9 protein-coding genes are annotated in these 21212 nt (G+C 70.5%); 3 read left to right on the top strand and 6 right to left on the bottom strand.

Annotation, left to right across the window (positions count from 1 at the left end):
* Nucleotides 1-266: 266 nt before the first annotated feature.
* The 4 genes from OG965_RS03110 to OG965_RS03095 all read right to left on the bottom strand — a co-directional run bounded on the left by OG965_RS03110 (nucleotide 267) and on the right by OG965_RS03095 (nucleotide 16857).
* Nucleotides 267-5579, bottom strand: coding sequence for a neuraminidase-like domain-containing protein (locus tag OG965_RS03110; RefSeq protein ID WP_371648845.1), 5313 nt, complete (start codon nucleotides 5577-5579; stop codon nucleotides 267-269).
* Nucleotides 5580-5670: 91 nt separating this feature from the next.
* Nucleotides 5671-13101: a SpvB/TcaC N-terminal domain-containing protein gene (locus OG965_RS03105; RefSeq protein WP_371648843.1), complete on the bottom strand. Its 7431-nt coding sequence runs from the start codon at nucleotides 13099-13101 to the stop codon at nucleotides 5671-5673.
* A gap of 171 nt (nucleotides 13102-13272) precedes the next feature.
* Nucleotides 13273-14478 (bottom strand): alpha/beta hydrolase family protein, encoded by a 1206-nt coding sequence (locus OG965_RS03100; RefSeq protein ID WP_371648841.1) that lies wholly within the window; start codon nucleotides 14476-14478, stop codon nucleotides 13273-13275.
* 342 nt (nucleotides 14479-14820) lie between these two features.
* On the bottom strand, nucleotides 14821-16857 hold the full coding sequence (locus OG965_RS03095) for a M6 family metalloprotease domain-containing protein (protein ID WP_371648839.1): 2037 nt from the start codon (nucleotides 16855-16857) through the stop codon (nucleotides 14821-14823).
* 336 nt (nucleotides 16858-17193) lie between these two features.
* Here OG965_RS03095 and OG965_RS03090 point away from each other — a divergent pair, with 336 nt between their 5' ends.
* Together OG965_RS03090 and OG965_RS03085 are read left to right on the top strand one after the other, a co-directional pair.
* A complete protein-coding gene (locus OG965_RS03090) occupies nucleotides 17194-17424 on the top strand; it encodes a hypothetical protein (RefSeq protein WP_371648836.1) in 231 nt (76 codons plus the stop codon).
* Nucleotides 17425-17777: 353 nt separating this feature from the next.
* Entirely contained in the window at nucleotides 17778-18122 is a 345-nt protein-coding gene (locus OG965_RS03085; RefSeq protein WP_371648834.1) for a hypothetical protein, read from the top strand.
* Nucleotides 18123-18487: 365 nt separating this feature from the next.
* Here the strand turns inward: OG965_RS03085 and OG965_RS03080 are convergent, their stop codons facing one another.
* Nucleotides 18488-18703 carry a hypothetical protein gene (locus tag OG965_RS03080; protein WP_371648832.1) on the bottom strand — a complete coding sequence of 72 codons (216 nt, stop codon included), beginning with the start codon at nucleotides 18701-18703 and terminating at the stop codon, nucleotides 18488-18490.
* An 800-nt stretch (nucleotides 18704-19503) separates the two neighbouring features.
* Nucleotides 19504-20571, bottom strand: a complete 1068-nt coding sequence (locus OG965_RS03075) for a hypothetical protein (protein ID WP_371648830.1) — start codon at nucleotides 20569-20571, stop codon at nucleotides 19504-19506.
* Between the two features lie 266 nt (nucleotides 20572-20837).
* Between OG965_RS03075 and OG965_RS03070 the strand changes: the two genes are divergently transcribed.
* Nucleotides 20838-21131 carry a transposase gene (locus OG965_RS03070; RefSeq protein WP_371648828.1) on the top strand — a complete coding sequence of 98 codons (294 nt, stop codon included), beginning with the start codon at nucleotides 20838-20840 and terminating at the stop codon, nucleotides 21129-21131.
* Nucleotides 21132-21212: the final 81 nt, after the last annotated feature.

Raw genomic sequence — 21212 nt, 5'->3', positions numbered from 1 at the left:
GGTGGCACGGCTCGCGCTCAGCCATCCGCGCTATCTTTGCCGCCGAGGGCTGATTCGCGTCTGACTGCGAAAAAAGCAGGGTGTGGTTCCTCTGGAGGGAAAGCGTTGAGCTCGGAGGACGCTGAAACCGGCGGCCGAGACGGCGTTCGACGAGGCCATTGTCGCCGTACGCGGGGGCGGAGCGGCGGTGATGGTGGTGCTGACCGTGCCCAAGTGGCGACCGGGAATGGGGCTGGACGTCCTGCCGCGGACCATAGCGGAGTCGGCTACGTCCAGGCGGGCCCCTGACCGGTCCAGCCGACTACGAGCAGGACGTCGCCGAGCGCGCCCGCCTCGAACAGCGGTGTGGCGTCGGGGCCGAAGTCGAGGTGCCAGTCCCCGGTGGGAGCGGAGCCGAGCAGCGGTCGCCAACTGGCGGCGTTGCCACGGCGGGTGGCTGCGATGCCGTCGTCGGTGGTGGCCTCGCCCCCGGCCGCACCCCGGCGCAACGACACCACGGTCGGTGGTACCGCTTCGGTGCCCGAGAGGCGTATGGCGAGCGAGGCGGTAGTGAGGTCCTCGATCTTCAGCGGGAAGTCGACGTCGCGCAGGGTGAGCGTGACGCCGCGGTTGCGCGGGTCGAGGGGGTTGTTGAGGTCGTACCACTCGTCGGGGAAGTCCCGGGCGAGGCTGAACACCACATCGGAGCCGCGCCGCCGGTCGGCGTTGAGGCGGGCGGTCACCTGGTCGCGGTACGCGTCGTCGTACAGCGCCGTGTAGTCGATGGTGACCAGGACGTCGACGATGGTGGAGAAGTCGAACGGGTTGGCCGCGGGCGGGAGTCGGAGCTCCCAGGTGGTGTCGACCCCGCTCGACTCGAAGGGCAGTAGGAGATCCGACTGCGCATCGAGTTCGAATACGCCGCTGGCGCCGACCGGCGACGTCAGGGCGACCACGCCCGGATCGTGCCGCACCGTGATGTCACGGAAGACGCCGTCCTGCCCGGTGGTCACCCGGGAGATGCCGTTGGAGTAGAGGCTGGCGCGGATGCCGCGGTCCGGTGGCACAAGGGCGACGACGCTGGTGCGCACCTGCCGGATCATCCGGAGGTAGTGGCCCGGGAAGTCGGCGTCGAACAGGGACATGGGCGTCGCGAACGGCAGGGTTCCGGTCTCGCGGAAGCCCAGGAACTCCACCGGCATCAGACGGGCCAGGGAGAACGTCTGGGAGAGGTTCAGGCGGCGCCGCTCGGAGTTGAAGGCGTGCTGGTCGAGGCGGGTCAGGTCCTCGGCGAGCTGCTCCGCGCCCGCGAGGCCGCGGCGGCTCGGACCGGTGGCCTCCGCGGGGGACTGCCAGTAGTCGTTGCGGATCAGGGACGGGGCGGGCTCGGCACGCTCGAAAGCGAGTTGGGCCTGCGCCAAGCGGGCCGTCGCGGTCGCCTGCTGGAGGAAGTAGCGGTAGACCGAGCCCAGTGTGGTGCTCAGCCACAGATACAGATCGGCGTTGGTGAACTGGCCGCCCAGGAACTTGAGGGTCGCCACCGCCTGGTCGTGCTGGAGCGTGGCGATGGCTTCTTCCTGGGTGGCGATGGCCACATGGTCCCGGGCGGTGGTCACCTGGACCGCGGCGATCTGCGATTCCTGCTCGGCGGAGACCAGCTGCCGGCGCCACTCTTCCCTGCGCTGCTCCACGCCGGACTTGAGCTGGTTGGCCTGCATCTGCGCCTCAAGGTCGTTCTCCCAGGCCTGCAGGCCGCCCTTGATGACATGGGCGGCGGAGATGGCGAGCGCCAGGGCCACCTTGGACCCTCCGCTGAAGAAGATGTCGGAGAGGCTCGCCGAGTTGGACGCGGCCTGCGCGATGCCGATCGCCGTGTCCATCGTGACGATTCCGTCTTTGATCTTCCACTGCTTGTCGTACTGATCGAGGAGGTCCGTCTCGTACTTGTTCGGCGGCGCGTCGATCGCGGCCGTATAGGTCTCTGCCATGACCTTCGCCTTGTTCTGCTGCGCCATGGCAGCGGCCACCGCGTCCTTGGCCTCCTTGACCCGGCTGGTCGCCAAGGTGGCCTGGGCCGCGCTCAGGTCGATGCCCTTGAGGGCATCGAACAGGCGCAGGTTCTTCTCGTCGTACTTCTCCAGGGCGGTGAGGTAGCCGGACTCCAACTGGGCTGCCTGCGCTGTCAGTTGACGGGCCCGTTCGAGCAACACCTTGAAGCGGAAGGGGGTGGGCTGGCTGATCGTGAGAGTGGTGGGGGCGCCCTGGGGGCGGGGCATTCCGGCGATGTTGCGGCCCTGCCGCAACTTGGCGAGCTGCACCTGCGCACGGGTCCGCAGGGACTCCACCTCCGGGATTGCCAGGGCGGGTTCGCCCAGGTTGGTCGGCTCCAAGGGCTTGAGCTGAGCGGCGCCGAGGAGCCGCCTGGCCGTGACATAGAGGGCGCGGGCATGGGCCACCGACTCGTCTGTCTCGCGGGTGAACTCGGCGTCGGCGTAGTCGAGATGGCAGCGGATCACGGCGAGCAGCGTCGCGCGGCTGTACGGGGTCGGCCGGGTCGCGGCGAGCGTGAACGGCGCGAGGGCCGTCGTCCACCGGGGCGGGAAGCGCAGGTCGGGACGGGCCGGGGTCTCGGTGTTGATGCGGTGGTAAACGGAGATCGGGGCGCCGACGTCGTACGGAAGGACGAGCCAGTACCAGTCGAGCGCGGACTGGAAGTCACCGACCGACTGAAGGCGCCCGGCGAGCAGCAGCGGCACGGCCCAGAAGATCTCCCGGGCGTTGGTCTCGCTCTGCCGGGCCGACAGGTCCCGCAGTGTCTTCTGGTGCTCCGCCGACCTGTTCGGGTCGAGATAGGTGAAGCTCAGGCCCATCTGGGCCAGATACGCCGCCGCGTACCGGTTGGTGTCGGCCGCGCTGAACGGGCCCGAGCCGCGGATGTTCTCGTAGAACGTGTCGAAGGGCTGCGGCGGTTTGGCGCCCGGCACGAGCAGCGTCGGGTCGAGGTTGCGCTCCGGGAACAGGAAGGCCGTGGTGGCCGCCTGCCAGCTACCGAGCTCGCCCATCCACACCCAGGCGGCGGTGAACCCGTCGAAGTCGTTCAGGGTCCAGGGCGCCGCCGGGTGGCCCGGCGGCAGTTCGCCGGAGCGCTTCGCGGACAGCAGCGACTGAACGCTCTCGATGGCCTGCCCCAGGCGCGTGGTGCTCAGGGTGCCGCCCGCGAGCACATCGACCAGGAAGAGGGCCGACATCTCCTCGCCGGTGGTGGTGAGTTCGGCCCCGGTGGGCGCGGCGAGGTCGGTGAGCAGGGCATCGCGCATGAGTGGCAGCGCCACCTGTTCGGCGGCCGAGACGGCCCGCGCTGCGGCGTCGAGCAGATTCTGGCGTTCGGCGATACGGCCGCGCAGCACGGACTGCCAGTCGCCGCGCGCCCGTGGGTCCGCCCGGTAGGCGTTGACCTGCGGGCCGGGGTCACCGGACAGGACGAAGTAGTCCGGGGAGAGCACGAACGCGGTCTCCTGCGTCCGCCACGTGGGATAGAGCTGGCGCCGGTGGGCGCCGGTGAGGATGGCGATGGCGTCGGTCCACTCCGCCAGGGTGAGGGTCCCGGCTGCCGCGAGCCGGCCGAGGTCGCGCAGATACCGGAAGCCGCCGCGGGTCAAGCCCGCCGCGGTGAGCGCCGCGCTGATGTCGGCGCCGCTGGTGTCCTTGGCCTCCAGGGCGGCGAGGTCGACGCCGGGAAGGGCTCGTGCCTGCATGCTGGCGAGCCCCTTGGCAGCGTCGAGCTCGGCGTTGCGCAGGCTGTTGAGCAGCTGCGCGTAGTCGGAGAGATGGTGGGCGCGCTGAGCGAGGAGCGTGCGGATCGGGTCGCCCTTGGGACCGGGAATCACATCGGGCGCACCGATGACATCGGGGTCGGCGAGCACCGTGAACGCCCGTGGCGCATTGGGGTGCTGGTCCTGCTCGGCCCAGGCCAGGGCGAGGCCCGCGAGCTGCCAGGTGAGGATCAGCGGGGTCGCGGGCGCCCTGAGCGGGTCGGCGGCCGTGCTGGACTGAAGGCCGAAGAGGGTTTCCACAGCCGCTTCGGTCAGGGCCGCGCCGTCCAGGACGAGCCGGTCGAGCTCGTCGGGTTTGGTCGCCGACAGGCGGATGCCCAGGCGGTCGGCGAGGGCGCGGCGGGCCGCCGGGGTGGCGCTTCTGGCCAGCCTCAATTCCGCGTACGACGTGCCGAAGGAGGCGAGCAGATCGGCGTAGGCCGTATCGCGGTAGTGGGTTTCGGCCGCGGCGCCCGGGGCCGTGGGGGTGCGGGTCGAGGCGATCCGGGCGCGCAGCAGCTCGACGGGTACCCGCAGCTGGTTGACCGCCTGTCCACCGCGGTCGGCGGCCGCGGACAGGGGCTGGCTGAGCCGGTCGAGTGGCTGTCCGAGCGCGGTGACCAGGGCGCGGGTGTCGAGCGGGGCCGACGGTGTGCCGGGCACGGTGACCTGCTCCTGCGCGAACGACAACAGGGCCGTCAGATACTGCCGTTCACCGAGGCGCTCGGTCAGCGTGGCGGGGACGTACGAGCTGATCACGACGACCGGGACGGCGAGCAGCGGGGCCGTGTTGCCCGCCTGGTCGGTGGCCCGTACATGGATGGTGTGCGCGCCGAAGCCAGCGAGCGGTATGTCGGCGCTCCAGTTGCGGAAGTCGGTGCCGGTCGAGGGGCGGACCGTGGTCCAGGGACCTCCGGGCGCGAGCGCCCAGGCCACGGTGGCGCTGCCGCCCGACATGCTGCTCTGCACGTCTTCGGTAGTGCCCTGCACGGGCACGGCCACCGCTCCGTTGGCGTCGCCGATGAGGGCGGCGCCGGGCTGCGGCGTGCTGACGCGCACATGGGGCGGCGCGATGTCACGGCCGGTCAGGGAGCGGGTCTGGGTCGTCGCCTGGCCGTCGGGGTCGGCGCAGGTGACGGAGAGGGACCTGGCTCCCAGTGGCATGGGTGCGAGGACGATCGTCCTCGTATACGTGGTGCCCGTGAACTGTTCACTTGTGGTCTGGTTGTCCCGGGTGATGCTCACCGTGAGCGGGAAGTACTGGTCGCTCGACGTGGTCAGCTGGACGGTGACCTGTCCGCCGCCCTCGTCGAGATTGACGACGGTGCCGTTGGCGGGCGAGGTGAGGGTGAAGGCCGGGGGAGCGGCCGCGGCCACCCGCACGGGCCTGACCGCGGAGTCTATGTGCTCGCCCTGGTCGGTCACCCCGGTCGCCATGATGGTGTGGTCACCGGGCCGCGCGAAGGTCACCGAGTAGTTTCCGCCCCCGCCCTGGGGGTCCCTGATCACCACGATGCCGTCGACGGTGATCCACGTCTGGGTGTACGTGACGGCCGGCTCCGGCTCCCAGGTCAAGTCGGCCTGCACCCACCGGAAATGAGTGCCGCGGCTTTCGGACACCGAGGCCGTCGCGGGCACACCGGCCACCGCCGCCCCGACGAGCGCGATGCTCACCCAGGGCGGGACGTCCGGCGGGGCTTTCGGTATCAGCGGCGCGTCGGCCCTGGGTAAGCGGCTGCCGGTCGCGACCGCGCTCTGCCCTGAAATCTCTGGTCCCTCGGCGGTCACGACGACCCCTCCTCTGATGAAATCCGGTGAACTCTGCCTTTGGTGAGCTCTGCTGAACTGCTCGGATACGGCGGCGTGTTGCCTGCGTGCCTCACTGGCGGCAGGCGGGCGACATATAGAGGCAGGAGTCGCGGATCATCCGCTCCGCCGTCTTCGGGTCGTGCGTGGCCCTGATCTCCTGGATGAGTTCCTGCCGGGCCTGGGCCCCGGCGAGGAGCAGCGGCCCAGGGCTCAGATTCCACGCGAGGAGCCCGCCCTGCTTCAGGGCCTCCCAGCCGTGTCCCTCGCGCAGGGCGGTACCGGCCAGGAAGGAGTGGTACATAACGGGGATCGCGATGGCCGCCTTGCCGACGAACCCGAAGACCCGCCCCGCCTTACTCGCGAAAGACGCCCCCTCCGCCACTTCGGTCACCACGACACGTTCTGCCGATACGCCCTCCACCGCCTCCTCAGCGGTCGAGGCCGCGGACGGCGCGGCGGCCGGCTCGGCCGGGGCCGGAGTTCCACCGGAGGCCAGACCCGTCGGCACATGCCCGTCGCCCACCGGTATCCGCATCCGGAATCCCGTGCCCGGGACGTTCTCGAAGCCGAGCTTGCCGAGGGCGTCCCGCACCCGGGCCGCCGCCGTGCCGGTGCCGGTCTTGATGATCTCCCAGATGTGCCCGTTGATCGCGGCCTTGAGCGCGGTCGGGGTCATCCCCATCGGGTTGCGGACCTTGCCGACCGCCTCGGCGAAGATCGTGCGCATTTCGGTGATCTCGTTGAAGTTCCTGGTGAACAGAATGCTCGCGTCCTCGGTCACCGACGCGGCGGCTCGGCTCACGTTGGCGGCAGGCGTGCTGGGACCGAGGTGCTTGGAGATCCGGTTCGTGGCCGGGTCGAGTAGCTGACGGTTCGACAGGTCCAGGGCTCTGGCCCGCGCTTCGGCGGCCGAGATGCCCCGCTGGCCGACCGGCAGCGCCTCGTCGATGTCCAGGGACACATCGACGTCCCGAAGCCCCGTCTTGCCCTGCACCGTGAACGGGTTCTCCAAGGTGTCGAGCAGTCCGATCGCGTCCCCCGCGGCGTCGCCGACCCCTGCGGCCTGCTTGCCCTCGGGGTCCGTCATCCGCAGCGGATTGGCACGTCCGTACAGATAGGGATTCATCCCGTCGACGATGCCCAGCGGGTCGCAGCTGGTCCAGCGCCCGTTCCACGGCGCGTAGTACCGGGCCCGGTGGTAGTTGAGGCCGCTCTCCTCGTCGCGCTCGCAGCCGGTGAAGCGGTACCGCTTCCTGGTGTAACTGCCGAAGCTGGTCTCGCCGTAGGGGGTGTACTCCTCGCGGTTGGTGAGGGTTCCGGCCTGGTCGACTACGGCGGTGCTGCTGCCGAGATGGTCGCCCAGGTGGAAGGCGACCGCCGGGCCCCGGTCCTCGGGATGGGCGGGGCCGAGCCGGACCAGGGCCACCCGCAGCCGGTCGTCCATGACATGGATGTGCTGGTTCTCGCCACTGCCCGAGGGGCCGGCCCACCGGTGGTGCTCGAAGAGCTCGTCGGCATAGTGGACAACCTCCACGGCGCCGCCCTGACGGCGTACCAGCTTCTTGATCCGCCGTCCGGTGGCGTCGTAGAGATACTGGGCGTGCACCGACGGCTCGGCGTTCGCGGTCTGGACGGCGAAGGCGCTCAGCCGGTCGCCGTGATCCCACGCGAAGTGCCGTGAGGTGGTCTCCGCGACCATGTTGCCGTTGCGGTCGAAGGTGTAGTCGTATGGCGTCTTGCCGGTGTCCGAGCGGCGCAGCCGGTTGTCGCCAGGGGCGACGGTGAAGGAGCGGGTGAACCCGCCGCTGCCCGCGTGCGCGAGGGTGAGCAGATTGTCCACTTCGTCATAGCGGTACGTCTCCGAGTACGGCTGCGCCTTCGTGACGTCGGTGCCGCGCGGCGGGGCGTTCCACGGGTCGCCGGCGAAGGGCGCCTGGTGCTCGCGTCCGGTCGCGCTGAGCAGCCGGTAGAGGGGGTCGTAGGTGAACTGCCGGTCGAGCGCGTCGCCGCCGCCGAGCAGCTTGCGAAGCAGCGGGTCCTCGGCGCCGAGCGCACCGGGGTTGTTGGGGATGCCGCTGCCCGGCGCCCGGTCGCGCAGCGCCAGCACGTTGCCCGTGAGGTCGTAGTCGTAGCCGTGGTCCTGCAGCGGATCGCCGGACGGGTGGTAGGTCTGTGTCCCGACGAGCGTGTAGTGCTCGCTGCGCAGGCGCACCGGGAGGAAGGTGTGCGGGTCGTAGGCGTAGCGGGTCATGACGCCGTTGCCGTAGGCGATGAGGGTGCGCTGGCCCTTGGCGTCGTAGCTGATCCGCTGGACGTACACGGTGTCGTCGAGCCGCACCTGTTCGAGGGCGCCGGACCGGTTGTAGGCGGGGCGAAGGACCCGGCGTCCACCTTCCACGTCGGCGGGGAACACATGCTTCACGATCCGGCCCAGGGCGTCGTGGGCCGTGGTCGTCAAGTAGCTGGTGGATTCGAGAAGTTGGGCGTCACGAGCCGCTTGGTTCTGTCCCGCCGCGGGCGTCCACTCCACCTGGAACGGCACCACCTGCCAGCCCTTGTCCTTGGCCGTCTGATACGTGTCGAGGATGGGGGCGTCGGCGATCACCTGTCGCCGCGACTCAAGGGGATTGCCCTTGAAGTCGGCCCTCACGACCGTCACCAGACCGGACTCGTCGTGGTGGCGCACCGGCCGGCCGAGCAGATTCAGAGCGCGCGCGGCAGCCCGGTCGGCGGGGGCCTGATCCGCCCTGCCACCGTCGCCGTACTCGACAAGCTGACGCAACGTCACCGGCCGGGTGGCGTCATCGCGTGCCCACACCCGCGCGGGCCGGTGCAGCACATCGAAGCCCAAGAGCGTCAACGCGCCCTTGCTGTCCCGGGTTTCGACCGGACGGCCGAGCGCGTCGGGCACCGTGTCCCGGCGCCCGGTGTCCATCCCGTCGGCCCGCCAGCGCCGCCGGGCCACGTCGAAGACATACCGGAACGCCTCCCGGCCGAGCGCGTCGGTGACCGAGACGAGATTGCCCTGGATGTCGTACGCCGAGCTGGTGGTGAGCCGGTCACCGGCGGCCGGGCCGGTGCGGGCGACGGCACGCACCGTGCGGCCAAGAGCGTCGATCTCGGTGCTGGCCGGGGTATTCCAGTGGCCCGCGTACGGCCGTGCCTGAGCGGGGTGGGTGCGGCCCGCGTTGTCGTTGGCGTCGTAGGTGTACGACTCCCAGGGCGTCGGCGCGAACACCTCGGGCTCTGCCAGATCGGCCGGGACGCCGAACACGACGCGCTGCTCGCTGCCGTCCGGGTTGAGAATGCGCACGACCCGCCCGAGCGGATCGTGTAACAGGCGGACCTGCTGGCCGAGTTGGGCGTCGAGGGGCGGCGCGTAGGCGAAGCCGGTGGCGTAGAACGGCTCGTACTTGCGTACCACCCGGCCCTTGTTGTCGTACACCTGCCAGCCCGAGACGACCACGTTGTCCGGATCGGCGGGGGCGCGGGTGCGCCCGGTGGTGTCGCCGACCGGGGTGAGGTCGCCCGCCGGTATGACGCCGCCGCCGTACGCGGCGTCGCCGAAGAGGGTGTCCTCGGCCTGTGCGCGGGTCTGCAGGAGTCGGCCGAATCCGTCGGTGTACTGCACCGACACGATGATGTCGTCCAGTTGTCCTGGCGGCACATCGGTGTCCGTGTCGTAGTGGGCCCGCCGCACGGTGCGCACCGACACCGGGCCGCGCCGCTCGGCGAAGGCCCGCAGGTCGTACGTCATGCGGGTGTTGGGAGCCTGGCGATCACCCTCGCCGTTGTTGCCGTGCGTGTACTGGGCGGTGACGAACCCGGCCGGTGAGTAAGTGACCGATGTGACAGTGCCGTTGGCGTCGGTGACCTGGCGGGGGAGAAGCATCCGCAGGTCGCTCACGGCATCCGTGGCCAGGCCCACCGGGTCGACGGCACGCACCGGCAGCAGGTCGTGCCGGTCGTACTCGATACGGCTCGGGGCGCCCAGCGGGTCGAGCGAGGTGAGGGGGAGGCCGCGCGGCACGCGGCCCGGCACGTGCACGTCGTACTGGTGGCGGGCGCTGACCACGTAGTAGCCACCGGGCGAACCGGGTATCTCGCCGTCGCCGCGGTGCACGTAGCCGGCGAGCGCGGGCAACTGGTCGCGGAATTCCCGCGGATACTCCCCCGTCCACGCGGTCGCACCGCCGCGGGCGAGATATACCGGCCGCGGGCCCACCGCCGGCGGGTCGTCCGAGCGGTAGAGCGAGTCGAGGAAGGCGTCGGTGAAGGCGAGAGACTCGGTGCGCGTGAGGAGCCCGTACTCGCCGAGTGCGCCCGGCGTGAGACCGGTGAAGGCGGCGCCGTCGTAGTGGTTGCGGGTGTGCGTGAGAACCCGCAGGGACACCCCTGACCCCGGGGCCGGTCCCGCGAGGACCGCGTCGCGCAGGTCCGTCACCCGCGGCCGTCCGTCGTTGACGATCTCGTACTCGGTCTTACTGGCGACCTTGTCGACCAGATAGTGCGTGGCGTCGTCGCGTCGGGCGTACTCGACGCTCGTGTACGTCGCCAAGTACGGCCCCGGCGCGGTGGCGACGGCGAGCAGCGGATCGCGGCCACGGGGGACCGCGACGGCCAACTGCCCGGTCGTGAAGCCATATGCGTCGTACCCGGCGGGGAAGGTGAAGTGGGTGAGCGGGTCGTTGCCGCGTTCGTACTCCGTGACCCGGGTGCCGAGGGTGAGCGGGAAGAAGATCCGTTCACGGGTGTCGTCCGGGGCGGGCGGCGACTCCTCGCGCACTCCCGGCAGCGACTCGGTGATGGTGTAGGGGCGCCGTTCGTGGACGGTGGCGTCCAGGGCGTACAACTCCGTGCGCAGCAGATGTCCGCGCAGGGTCCGCAGGGCGGCGCGGCGGGCGGCGCGAGGGAGCCCTGCCAGGAACGCCGACTGGCCCGGTGGGCGCACCAGCATGGGGATGGCGGCGCCGAAGTACTCGTGCCGCAGGTCGAGTTCGCTCCAGTCACCCGCTTCGGCGGCAGCCACCGGGCCGGTGTGGAACCAGCTCTTGGTCAGGGTGGGTGGCGAGTGCAGCTCCGCGTCTGAGGTTGCGGTGGTCGCGGCGGTCCCTTCCCCGAACGTCTCGGTGTCGAGATGCTCGACCATCGCGAAGCCCCGGAACTCCCTCTCCGTGCCGTCCCAATAGCCGTGGTGGTAGCGGTAGTTGGTGGTCCGCACCCCGCCCGAGAGCGCGTCCGTCACCTCGACCCGCGTGACCACCTGCACGGGGAAGGGCAGGGGAGTGCGCCACCGGGTCGCCGGATCGCGGCGGTCGCGCAGGTACTCCCGGGTGGAGGGCGCGTACGTGACGCGTGTGGTGGCTCCAAGGTGGTTGTCCATCAGCCCCAGGAGCTGCGGCTTGATCCCGCCGGTGAAGTCGAGGAAGCGCAGGTACGGGCGGCCCGAGCCGGTGGCGGCGCGGCTGAACAGGAGCCCAGCCATGCCGGTGCCGTACAGGTCGGACAGCTGCACGGCGTCCGTGTCGACGACGTCGGGGGTGCCCCGGATCGTGATCGGCTCGTCCGTCCACTCATTGCCGGACCTGTTTCCCCACAGCTGAACGCGGCCGTGGTCGACGAAGATCAGGTCGGCCGCGCCGTCCCCGTCGACGTCACCGAGCAGCACCCGGCGCGGATCGTAGCCGGCAGGCAGCCGGGGCGAGCCGCGCATCGCGACCCGCGCACCCCACCGCCCGTGCCCGAGATTCGGCAGATACGCGATATTGCCGCTGCTCAGGACCACGATGTCGGCGAGCCCGTCGCCGGTCATGTCGGCCAGGCGCACCCGGGGGTCGGTGAAGTCGACCGGTGGTCCCGGGGCAGTGCCGGTCGCCGTGCGCTGCCAGGCCTTTCGCGGGTCGGCGTCGTTGAACCAGCACTCCAGGCGGGTGCCGGAGCGCAGCACATCGGTCAGGCCGTCCCCGTCCAGGTCGACCAGGCGTACATTCGCGTCGGCGAGCCCGAAGGAGGGCGAAAGCCGGTAGCGGACGAACGAACGGCGGCTCCAGCCGCCCGCGAAGGTCATCGGGAAGTAGCCCGCCGCCCCGCCCGGGGCCCCGCCGCCCGTGACCGCCGAGGACACGACCAGATCGGGACGCCCGTCGCCCTCGGCGTCCATGAACCGCACCCCGGGGTCGGCGAGCGAGTACGGCGGTGCCTCGGCCAGCCTCCGGGGAGCCTCGAAACGGCCGCCACCCGCGTTGCGCCAGACCCGCTGCGCCGCCCCCAGCTCGACCACATCGGGCAGCCCGCTGCCGCTCAGGTCGACCAGGGCGAGGGTCGGGTCGGCGAGCGACGCCGTTGGAAGGCCGGCTCCGGTCACCGCCTCGAAGCGGCGCCCGGCCGGGTCGAAGTCCGTGTATCCGAAGGTGAGCGGCGGCATGTCCTCCCGCACCGGCTCCTGTCCGGGCGCCAGGCCCTGGTCGTCGAGCCCGGTCACGTCGATCCGGCTCAGCAGCGACACCCCGCTGAACGCGGCCTGGTGGTAGCCGAAGCGGTACTCGCGTGCGATCCGGGCGACGCCATCGGCGGCGTGGGTGGTGACCCGGACGGCGCGGCAGCGCAGGGACGTCCGTAACTCGAAGCCGGAGCGGTAGCCGGAGAACGGGTCGGGGCGCTGCTCGTACGCGAACTCGACCTCGACCAGGAAGGAGGGCGCGGCGCGCTCGCCGTAGTCCGCGTACCGAATGCGGGCGAGCAGCGGCTGGTCCCAGGAGTGCCCGGGCTCACGGCCCCGGTCGCTCAGATACTCGTAGCGGATCAGATTGCCGAGGACGTCCCGGGACTCGGTGACCCGCCAGCCGAACAGCCGGCCGGGATCGTCCGGATCGGCGACGGCCGCCGGGTCGCGCCAGTCGGCGTCCGCGCCGTCCGGGCGCGCGGTGCCGTACCGGGTGAGCAGGCCGTCCGTGCCACGGACCTCCCAGTAGTCACCCGTGGCGTCCCGCACATGCTCGATCCGGGCGAACTGGCCCTCCGTGCGCGGCCGGTAGCGCACCCGCCCCGGATGGGCACCCGCGACCGGCACCAGGTCCTCGGTCCCCGACAGAACGAACACATCGGCCCGCCCCAGTGCGCCGGGCGCGTCGGTGTCCACGTACCGCGGAATGCCCCGGGACGTCTTGCGGGCCACGCCCGGCAGGCTCAGCTGCCAGCCCGACCCGAAGGAGCCGTTGCCGTTGCCGGTGCTGTACCCGAGCGACAGCTGGGGGGCATGGCCCGCCCGGCCGGGCGGAAGTCCGATCGGGACCGTGAAGTTGCCCGTACCGGTGAACAGATCGGGGGCGAACTTCTCGCCCAGACCGCTGATCGCGCCGCCGCCCTTGGGCAGCGAGATGATCGCGCCCTCTCCCGTCGATTCCGTTCCGCCGCCCATCGGCAGTACCCCGCTCCAGATGAGCCGTACGCCACGACGGTTCGTGGCGGACCGGCCGTGGAGGCAGTCTGTAGGTCCGGGCATCGGCTGTCAGGTCAAGTGCTGCCCATGAAACGGAAAACTCCGTCGAACGCGAAGTCACGACCGCATCCGCTGTCTGTGGCCGCGATCTGCGGGTGGCCGGTAGCGCTCGGGGCTTCCCTGGTCAGGCGATCGTGCGTCCGTCCGACGCCCCAGCCGGGGCATATCGCCCGGCTAGCGGCCGGCGATGTACTGGATCTCCGGATAGCGCGCCGAAGCCCCCATGAGCAGGTGCCCGGTGTCGGGACGTCTGCGCAGGTGCGCGTCGAAGAAGGTCCGCACGGTCGCGCGTACCGCTGCCACCGCCCGCTCGGCCGGGATCGTGCCCAGCGGCAGGGGTAGTGGCACCCCCAACTGCGGCCCGATGGACACCAGGTCGGTGAAGGAGAGGTGGTCCGCGTCGGCCAGACGCAGACACCGATGCCAGCCGCGCAGGTTCTCCCAGAGGGCGGACCAGGTCGGATCCTGGCGGAGGCCGTCGTGCACCGCGGTGTCCACCAACAGGAACGGCCGGTCGAGCCCCCGCTCCACCACCGGCCCGCGAACGGCGCCGTCGAGGTTGACGCCCGCTCGCACCCGGGGATCCCCGTCCATGGCGGCCGCCGCCGCGGCGCCGCCCCGGGAGTGGCCGAACACTCCGACCCGGGACAGGTCCAAGGTCCCGGACAGTCCGCGCGGCAGCGGGCGCCGCTGGGCGTCGGGATTTCCACCCCGGTCGAGGTACGCCAGTCGGTCCAGTACGAAGCGCAGGTCGGCGGCGCGCACCGCGACCGCCTTCGTGATGGTGTCCTCGTCCTCCTCGGGGCGTGTGAGCACGACACGGCCGTCGGGGAACTCCACCTCGCCGGAGTCATAGGGGTGGTCGACGGTGACCACGACGTACCCCCAGGACACCAGGTCCTCGACGACGAGGGTGTTGAAGGTGCGGTCCGAGGCGTAGCCCGGCGAGTACAGGAGCACGGGGTGCCGACTGCCGCGGGTCGGCGCGCGATCCGCACTGTGCGTCGCCGGGAGTACGACGGCGTCCAGGGCACCTCCGTAACGGGCCTTCAGCGCACGCTCGGCGCCCGGCGGCAGCCACGGCAGCGTGCGGGCCCGGGTGTTGTCCGCGGGATAGGTCACCGTCACCATCAGCTCGCGCGGCTGCTTCGGATCCGCCCACGGGTCGGTCCTGGAGCGGTCGATCAGGTGCAGCTCGACCGCACCCACCGGGGCGGGTCCGGTCGGTCCGGCAAGCCGCACCGTGACGGGACCGGCCGTCGGCGCCGCGGACCGCGCGGGCGCAGGGGCGGCGAAGGCAGGGTGCACGGCGGCGGACGAAGCGACGGCGGCAAGGCCACCGGCTATGAGAACGCGGCGAGTCGGGCGAACGGGAGGCATGGGGCTCCTTCCGCGGTCGGGCACTCGACGCCGTGAAGAAGACCCCGATTGACCGGCCTGGTGATCATCAAATCCCCTGCAGCCTAGATCATTCCCCCCCGGATCACCGGCGGCACCCTCCCTTCACGCCCGATCGCGCAGGCACCGCCCCCACAGCGATGGGGCGTTCGGCAACGCGTATATCTCGTCCGACAGTTCGCAGGGCACTCGACCTCGAACGCCGGGGAGTCGGTCCTGGTGGGCGGTCAGTGGCTGACTTCCTTCGGGGCCGCCGCTGTTGGCAGGGCGTGGGGCAGCCGGGCCGGATGCGGCCCGGTCGCCCCGTGCCCTGTGCGGGAGAGGTCACCTGCCCGGTTTCGGCAGCGAGCAGGTGGCCTGGGCTGTCTTGGCCGGGTCGCTCTCCGAGCGGGCGGTGAGGATGACGGCGCCCGTGCGCTCGGCGCCCGGCTTCGCGGTGACGGCGACGTCGACGGGGACGGAGGTGCCGGCAGCCACGGCGGTGAGGCGGTTGGGGAGCCAGGCCGACCAGCCGCGTTGCGAGGTGGTGGCGGTCAGGCGGTAGATGTCGGAGGACAGGTGCGGCTGGTTGTGCGGGTCGGGCTGCCCGGTGTTGGCGAGGCTGAAGGTGCATACGGCCCGGCCCGTGGCGGGCGTGCTCGTGACGGAGCCCTTGCCGAGGGCGACCGCGCGGGTCTGCGGGCCGACACCGTCCAGGGACTTGATGCCGATGTCGTAGGAGAGCACGCCGGTGGCGTCGTGTCGCACGTTGAGGACGTAGAAGTGCAGCCGGTTGGCCTCGTCGACGTACTCGTACGAGCTGCCGGAGTCCGCCCCCGCGTGGAAGAGCGCGTCGCTGAGCTGCCGGTAGTCGCCCATCGTGATCTTCTGCGGAGTGCCGTCGGGGCGGGTGAAGTCCACCAGGCCGATGTCTTCGGGGTGGGCGTCGACCACCCAGGCGAACGGCGCGCGGTCGGCGTTCTTGGTCTTGCTCAGGAGGACGCCGCTGTCCGGTGTGAAGGAGTCCATGCCCATGCGGTCGACGACCTCGACGGTGTAGTTGTCGTAGCCGCCGCCGTCGCACAGCGGGTCGGTGGCCCGGTCGCAGGTCGGCGACAGGTCGCGGGCCATGGTGATGTTGACGCCGGTGAGCCCTTTCTCTCCGGGCGGGGCGGAGCGGGCGGTGACGCGGGCGACGACGGGGCCGGAGTCCTTGAGGGCGTCGCGGTCCAGGCGCAGGATGTTCTTCTCGTCGACCATGCCGAGTTTGAGCTTGTCGCGCAGGACGTGCTGGGCGCCCATGGAGCCGCCCGCGGTGGCGGGTATCTGCCAGCGGGTGTGCGGCCCGCCGGGGCCGTTGAACGAGCCGCGCGAGAGCATGCCCCAGATGCCGGTGTAGGAGCGGCTGAGCGGTGTCCCGTAGGGGTTGTTGTAGTTGTCGCCGATGCCCAGGATGTGGCTGAGTTCATGGGCGAAGGTGGCCATGCCGGAGCTCTCGGCCTGGGTGGAGGAGCCGTTTGCGGCGTTGGGCCAGATACGGGCGGCCGCCTGCCAGGACGTCCACGGCACATAGCGGGTCCGTGCCGAGTTTTGTCCGGAGGCGATGGGTGACGGGGGTCCCCAGGCGGCCGGCACGTCCTGGGCGGAGGCGAACTTCATCGGCCCGAACTCCTGCCAGGCGGAGGACTCGTCCACTCCGGCGGTGAGGTAGAAGACGAAGTCGAACTCGCCGGCCTTACCGGCTCCCACGTCGGCGACCCAGGCCCGTTTGCCGTCGGCGCGGATGTCTTTGCCGCAGGTGTCGCCCACGGGGCAGGCGCCGGGGTTCATGCCGGGCTCGATGCCGTACTGGTAGGACTTGCCCGGCATGCGGTAGGCGCCGAAGGCGGTCAGGCCGACGCCGATGCGGCCGCCGGAATCCTCCATCCAGTACTCGTTGATGGTGTGGCCGTGGTTGAGCGTGCCGGGCTTGTTGAGGAAGTCCTCGTAGAACTTGGGGAGCTGGGCGCGGGGGATGCCGGACGCGCTGGGCAGCGGATTGCCGAACTTGGCGGCTCCGGCGGGCTTGGTGACCGAGAAGTCTTCGTCGGCGTAGTCCAGTAGTACGAGAGCGCCTTTGAACTTGCGCTGGGTGGGCTGGCGGTTGGGGTTCGCCCAGTCCGTGCCCGGGACGGAGCGGTATTCGGCCCAGGTCATGTCGTCGGGGTTGCGCCAGTGCTGAGGGTCGACCGGCTTGACCAGGGGCGGGCCCCAAGGCGCGGCATCCGGCGTCGCCCGGGCGGGCCCGGCCGCGACGGCTGCGACGACGCCGAGGAGCAGGATGACGACACTGAGCCGACGCAGTCGACGTGGTCGGTGCAGGCGTCTGTGGTGCACGAACATGGCTCACCTCTTGCCTGGAGTCATCAAGGTCACGGTGTGTGGTGAATGACAGGGCAGGGCATGGCGCGTCCATGACAAACGATGCGAACTGTGGTGCGGGTGTGTCCCGGTGCCACGGTAGAGCCGTGGACAGGCATGACGCCAGAGTGCCTGCGCGAACCCGGCCGGTCGGCGGCTGAAGGTGCGCCATCGCGGCCGAAACATCACCTGCCGGGCAGACGGTGCTCCGCGAAGCGGTCGCGAGGCCGCGAGCGTGACCGGTCCGAAGCCTGGACGCTGTCGTACGCCGGTGGCGTCCTTGAGGCGCACCATCGTCCAAGAGGCCGGGGGGATGGAGTGGCAGGCACTGCACGGCTGGTCGGGCGGGTGCGCGAGGTGGCGATACTGGACGGGCGCTCCCGTACGCGAGGCGTCGGTGTGCAACGCGTAGGGGAGGGTGGCCAGTTGCCCGGTGTGACCGGGAAGGTCTCGTTCGCCGGGACGCTGTCGGTCTTCGGGAAGGCGAGGTCGTATCGGTACGATGAGCCGGTGCCGGCCGGGCTCTTCCCGGCCCGGATCGCCGGGTAGTCAAGCCTTCCAACCGCCCGCACCGAGCCCCGCGTCGGGCGCTACGCCCGGCAAAACCCCTGGTGGCGCGATTATGATGGGTCCCAGTCGCGGTGCGTCCAGGGTCGGTTGCTTCGGCATGATCGCCGCGCAGCGCCCAAGAGATGGAGTTGAATGTGGAACCGTCACCGCCTACCCATGCAGCCGACCGAACGGGTAGCACGGTGGGCCTCTTCTGGGTCAGCGGGGAAAGGGTCTACCTGGGCACGCCTCCCGCAACGGGGGAACCGGGTGTGCTGCTCTCCCCAGTAGGCGTGCGGATCACCGGCCCCGCTCCGCAGGCGTGGCGCTGGTCGGCTGTGATGGATCTCCAAGTGACGGAAGCCCCGGTCCGCTCCACGCTCGTGCGGTGGGCGGCCCGCGGACTGTCCGTGGCCGCCGCAGCCCTCGACGCGTGGGTTCCCGGCAGCCCGGCCGAGATGACAGTCGTCATCACCACGACGCAGGGGGACCGTATCGAGTCCCCGGTGTTCTCCGGCGCCGCGACCGCCTACACCCAGCGAGAAGTCGATCTGTCTTTGGGGCTGCTCGCCCGTTTCACGCGTGGCGAGTCCTCGCCTGCCGCCCTGACGAACTGGTGGAACGACGCCCAGCCTGGTGAGGTCCTGCGATCCCGTGAGCGCGAGGCCGTGCTGGAAGGCTGGCTGGGCATGGCATGACTCCCGCGAACCCAGGCGCAGGTCATCCGGTATTCCGAGGCAATGGCGGCGCGCAACGCCTCCTCAACTGCAGCCAGGTCTGGGAGTGTCAGCGTGAGTCGGCCAAGACAGATGTGGGCCTGTGGACTCGTCCCCGCGTTGCCTGCGGACTCGGCTTGTTCGTAGGCGGTGACCGCGCCCAACGTGAACGACGACACGTCGGTCTGCCGCCTGTGGATGTACGCGGCGGAGGGTGCCCGGTTGCCGGGCGCCGATCTTGTTGAGCGTTGCCCGCTCCATGCGAAAGCACGGAGCTCGCAGCCCGCGCCCCGGCGGTGATCGACCACTCGCCGTCCGCGGGGCTCGCCTCTGCTCTTCGCCTGTCCTCAGCTGTCGTTGGTGTTCGCGGTGCGCATGCTGGCGACCGCGTCACTGACGCTGCTGCGGTACAGCCCCAGTTTGGGGTGCTGAACGACGACCGCGCCGTAAGCCAGCGGGATGTTGTGGGTGTCGGCGTTCGGGAAGCTGTTGTCCGCAAGGACGTTGATCTCGTCGAAGCCCCCATTGCTGCCTTTGGCGCCGTGGGGATCTGTGTCCAGCACCGCATAGATGGTGCGCCCGGCGTGGACCGGCCGCCCTTGGAGCTGCCGGAGCCGGGGTCGGTCGTGGCCGGGCTCATGCCGACGCTGGCTCTGTACGCGGGACGTGAGGGTGTCGGGTTGCCGCCGGTCGCGTAACAACTGCCGCGCCCTGCCCGTGACTTGAACTGGATACTCCGGTCTTCGGGGGCGTCGCTCGCTGCGCCCGGTTCTCGCCGGTCGCATGCGTGCGTGTTCACCCGGGTCAGCGGGATTGTTCGGTACCCGAACCGGGCTGCTGAACAATCCCCGGCCTGGTTGGCTTGCCGACCAGCGACACCAACCACAGCCCGCGGAACCTGTGTTCATCCAGTTTTCTCATACGCCAGGGGCCCTGGCAGGGCCCGTGACAGACCGCAAGACCAAGAGGGGGAAACCATGCGCATAGGCAAGATCACCGCCACCGCCGCGATAGTCGCCGCGATCACCACGGCCGCCGCGCTCCCCGCGTCGGCTGCCGGGAAACCGTTCCGTGCACCGGAGCGCATCACCGCGAACAAGCTGATCGCCCCGAACGTCGTGCAGTTCTCCTACCGATGCAAGCCGAACCTGGAACGAAGCATCCACGTCGGTCTGACCGCGCCGGAGACCGCGCCGACGACGTATGTGGGGAAGTGGCTGCAGCGCGGCGACATCGTCTGCAACAACAGGACAGCGCGGCCTGCGACGCGTGGCGGGTGCCTACCCGGTCAGCGTCCGCCGCCCCGGCCCGTCGGACACGTGCCGCGTGCGGCACGTGTCCCGCGTACCGCACCGGTGACGGGTCAGTGGGCGGAGTCGAACTCGCTTACCACCTGGGGCAGTGCCTTGAGGACCGTTGTGGAGTGGTCGAACTGCCCGACGTCGCTCAACTGCTGGTGGGCCCCGTGGGTAGCCAGCTGGCGTTGGCAGTGAAGGGAGTTCGTAAAGGAGACGTCCTTGTCGCCCCTGGCGTGGAAGAGGTGCACCGGGACTGTCGGCCGCCAGTCACAGGTGGTGTCCATCACCTCCAGTTTCCGCCTCAGGATCCCCGTGGGGTTGCGCACCTTCTGGAGGAACTCGGGGGTGAACAGTTCTTTCGAGGTGGCCGGCAGGGCGGCCGCGATCTGCGACGCCTGGTGGTCGCCGTCGAACAGCGTCTCCACCGTCTTGTCGTAGGGGGCACGGAATGCCTGGTCCGCAGTGTCGTACAGGCCGTACATCCGGTTCCAGGCGGTGGTGAAATAGGCGAGGTAGAGGGACGAGCGGGCAACCTTGTCGGCTGCTGCGGCGGCCTCGAAACCACTCAGGTCGAACGGGCCGGCGATCGGGGCCAGCGCACCCGGGCGGAAGTACGGGTCGACACCCTGTTGCAGGGCGCGCCCGACCAGCATGGTGGCCGGTCCACCCTGGGAGAATCCGCTGATCAGTACGCGCCGGTCGAGTGTGCGACTGTCCCGGGCAGCGAAGGCACGAGCCGCCCGCAAGGCATCCACCGACGCGCTGACGGTCGCCTCCGGGTTCCCGTAGGGATGGATCCCCGGGCCCTTGCCCATGCCGAGGTAGTCCGGTGCGGACACCGCCCGGCCGGTCGAGGCGAACAGCAGTGCCGTGGTCCGGTCGGGGGACTCGTCGTTCACCGAGGCCACCTCCCCCCGGTACACCTCCGTGCCGTGCAGCCAGGACACCACTCGAAGAGTGCGGTCGTCGCTCTTCGGCATCACCACCAGCTCGCTCGCCGTGGTGGGCCGGCCCTTGATGTCGATGGTGCGGTACACGATCCGGTGGGCCCGCACGCCGTAGCGGACCTGTGCCGCGTCGATGCCGGCCTTCGCCACACGGGCCACGACCTCCTTGGCGGTCAAGTCCGCCACAGGGGTCGCAGAGATCACCGAACCACGTGCTGCGGGCTGCGGGTACGCGGCAGGTGCGGCAGGTGCGGCAGACGAGGAGGACCGCTGGTGGTCGTCACTGCACCCGGTCCCCGCCAGTACGGTCACGGTGCATACCACAGCGAGCACACCGCGCTTGGCTGATCTTCCACGGAGCCTGGAAAGGTTCATGGCTGGACTCTGCCGCTCCCGGCACGCCCGGCACATTGGGACCAACACCCCACCTGCCAGGGGGATTTCCCTACCCCGTGAGCCTAGGGCGGGTTGAGACGCGTCGACCGCCAAGTCCGCGACCCACCGAGCACTGCTACGCCGGCTACACCGATACGGCGCCCCTGGACGCCTCCAGTGGCAAGAACACCCGTCACCGCCTCAACACCGGCGGGAACCGGGCGCTGAACTCCGTGCCGCACGTCATCGCGGTCTGCCAGATCCGTCACGGCGGTCGCGGCCAGGACTGCTACCTGCGGAAAATCCCCGAAGGGAAGACCACGGCCGAGGTCGGCCGGGCCCTCAAGCGACGCCTGTCGAACGTCGTCTAACGCACCCTGAAACGCGACCGCCACACGACTCTCGCTGCGCCCCTTGACACACAGAGGCACTCATCAGCGTCTCCCATGACG

Origin of the sequence: Streptomyces sp. NBC_00224 (genome assembly GCF_041435195.1) — a bacterium.
GTDB lineage: Bacteria > Actinomycetota > Actinomycetes > Streptomycetales > Streptomycetaceae > Streptomyces.
This window is presented reverse-complemented; position numbering and strand designations above follow the sequence as displayed.

Coding starts and splice junctions, on each gene's coding strand:
- OG965_RS03105 (WP_371648843.1), bottom strand. CDS start 13,101: ATGCCCGGACCTACAGACTGCCTCCACGGCCGGTCCGCCACGAACCGT.
- OG965_RS03100 (WP_371648841.1), bottom strand. CDS start 14,478: ATGCCTCCCGTTCGCCCGACTCGCCGCGTTCTCATAGCCGGTGGCCTT.
- OG965_RS03095 (WP_371648839.1), bottom strand. CDS start 16,857: ATGTTCGTGCACCACAGACGCCTGCACCGACCACGTCGACTGCGTCGG.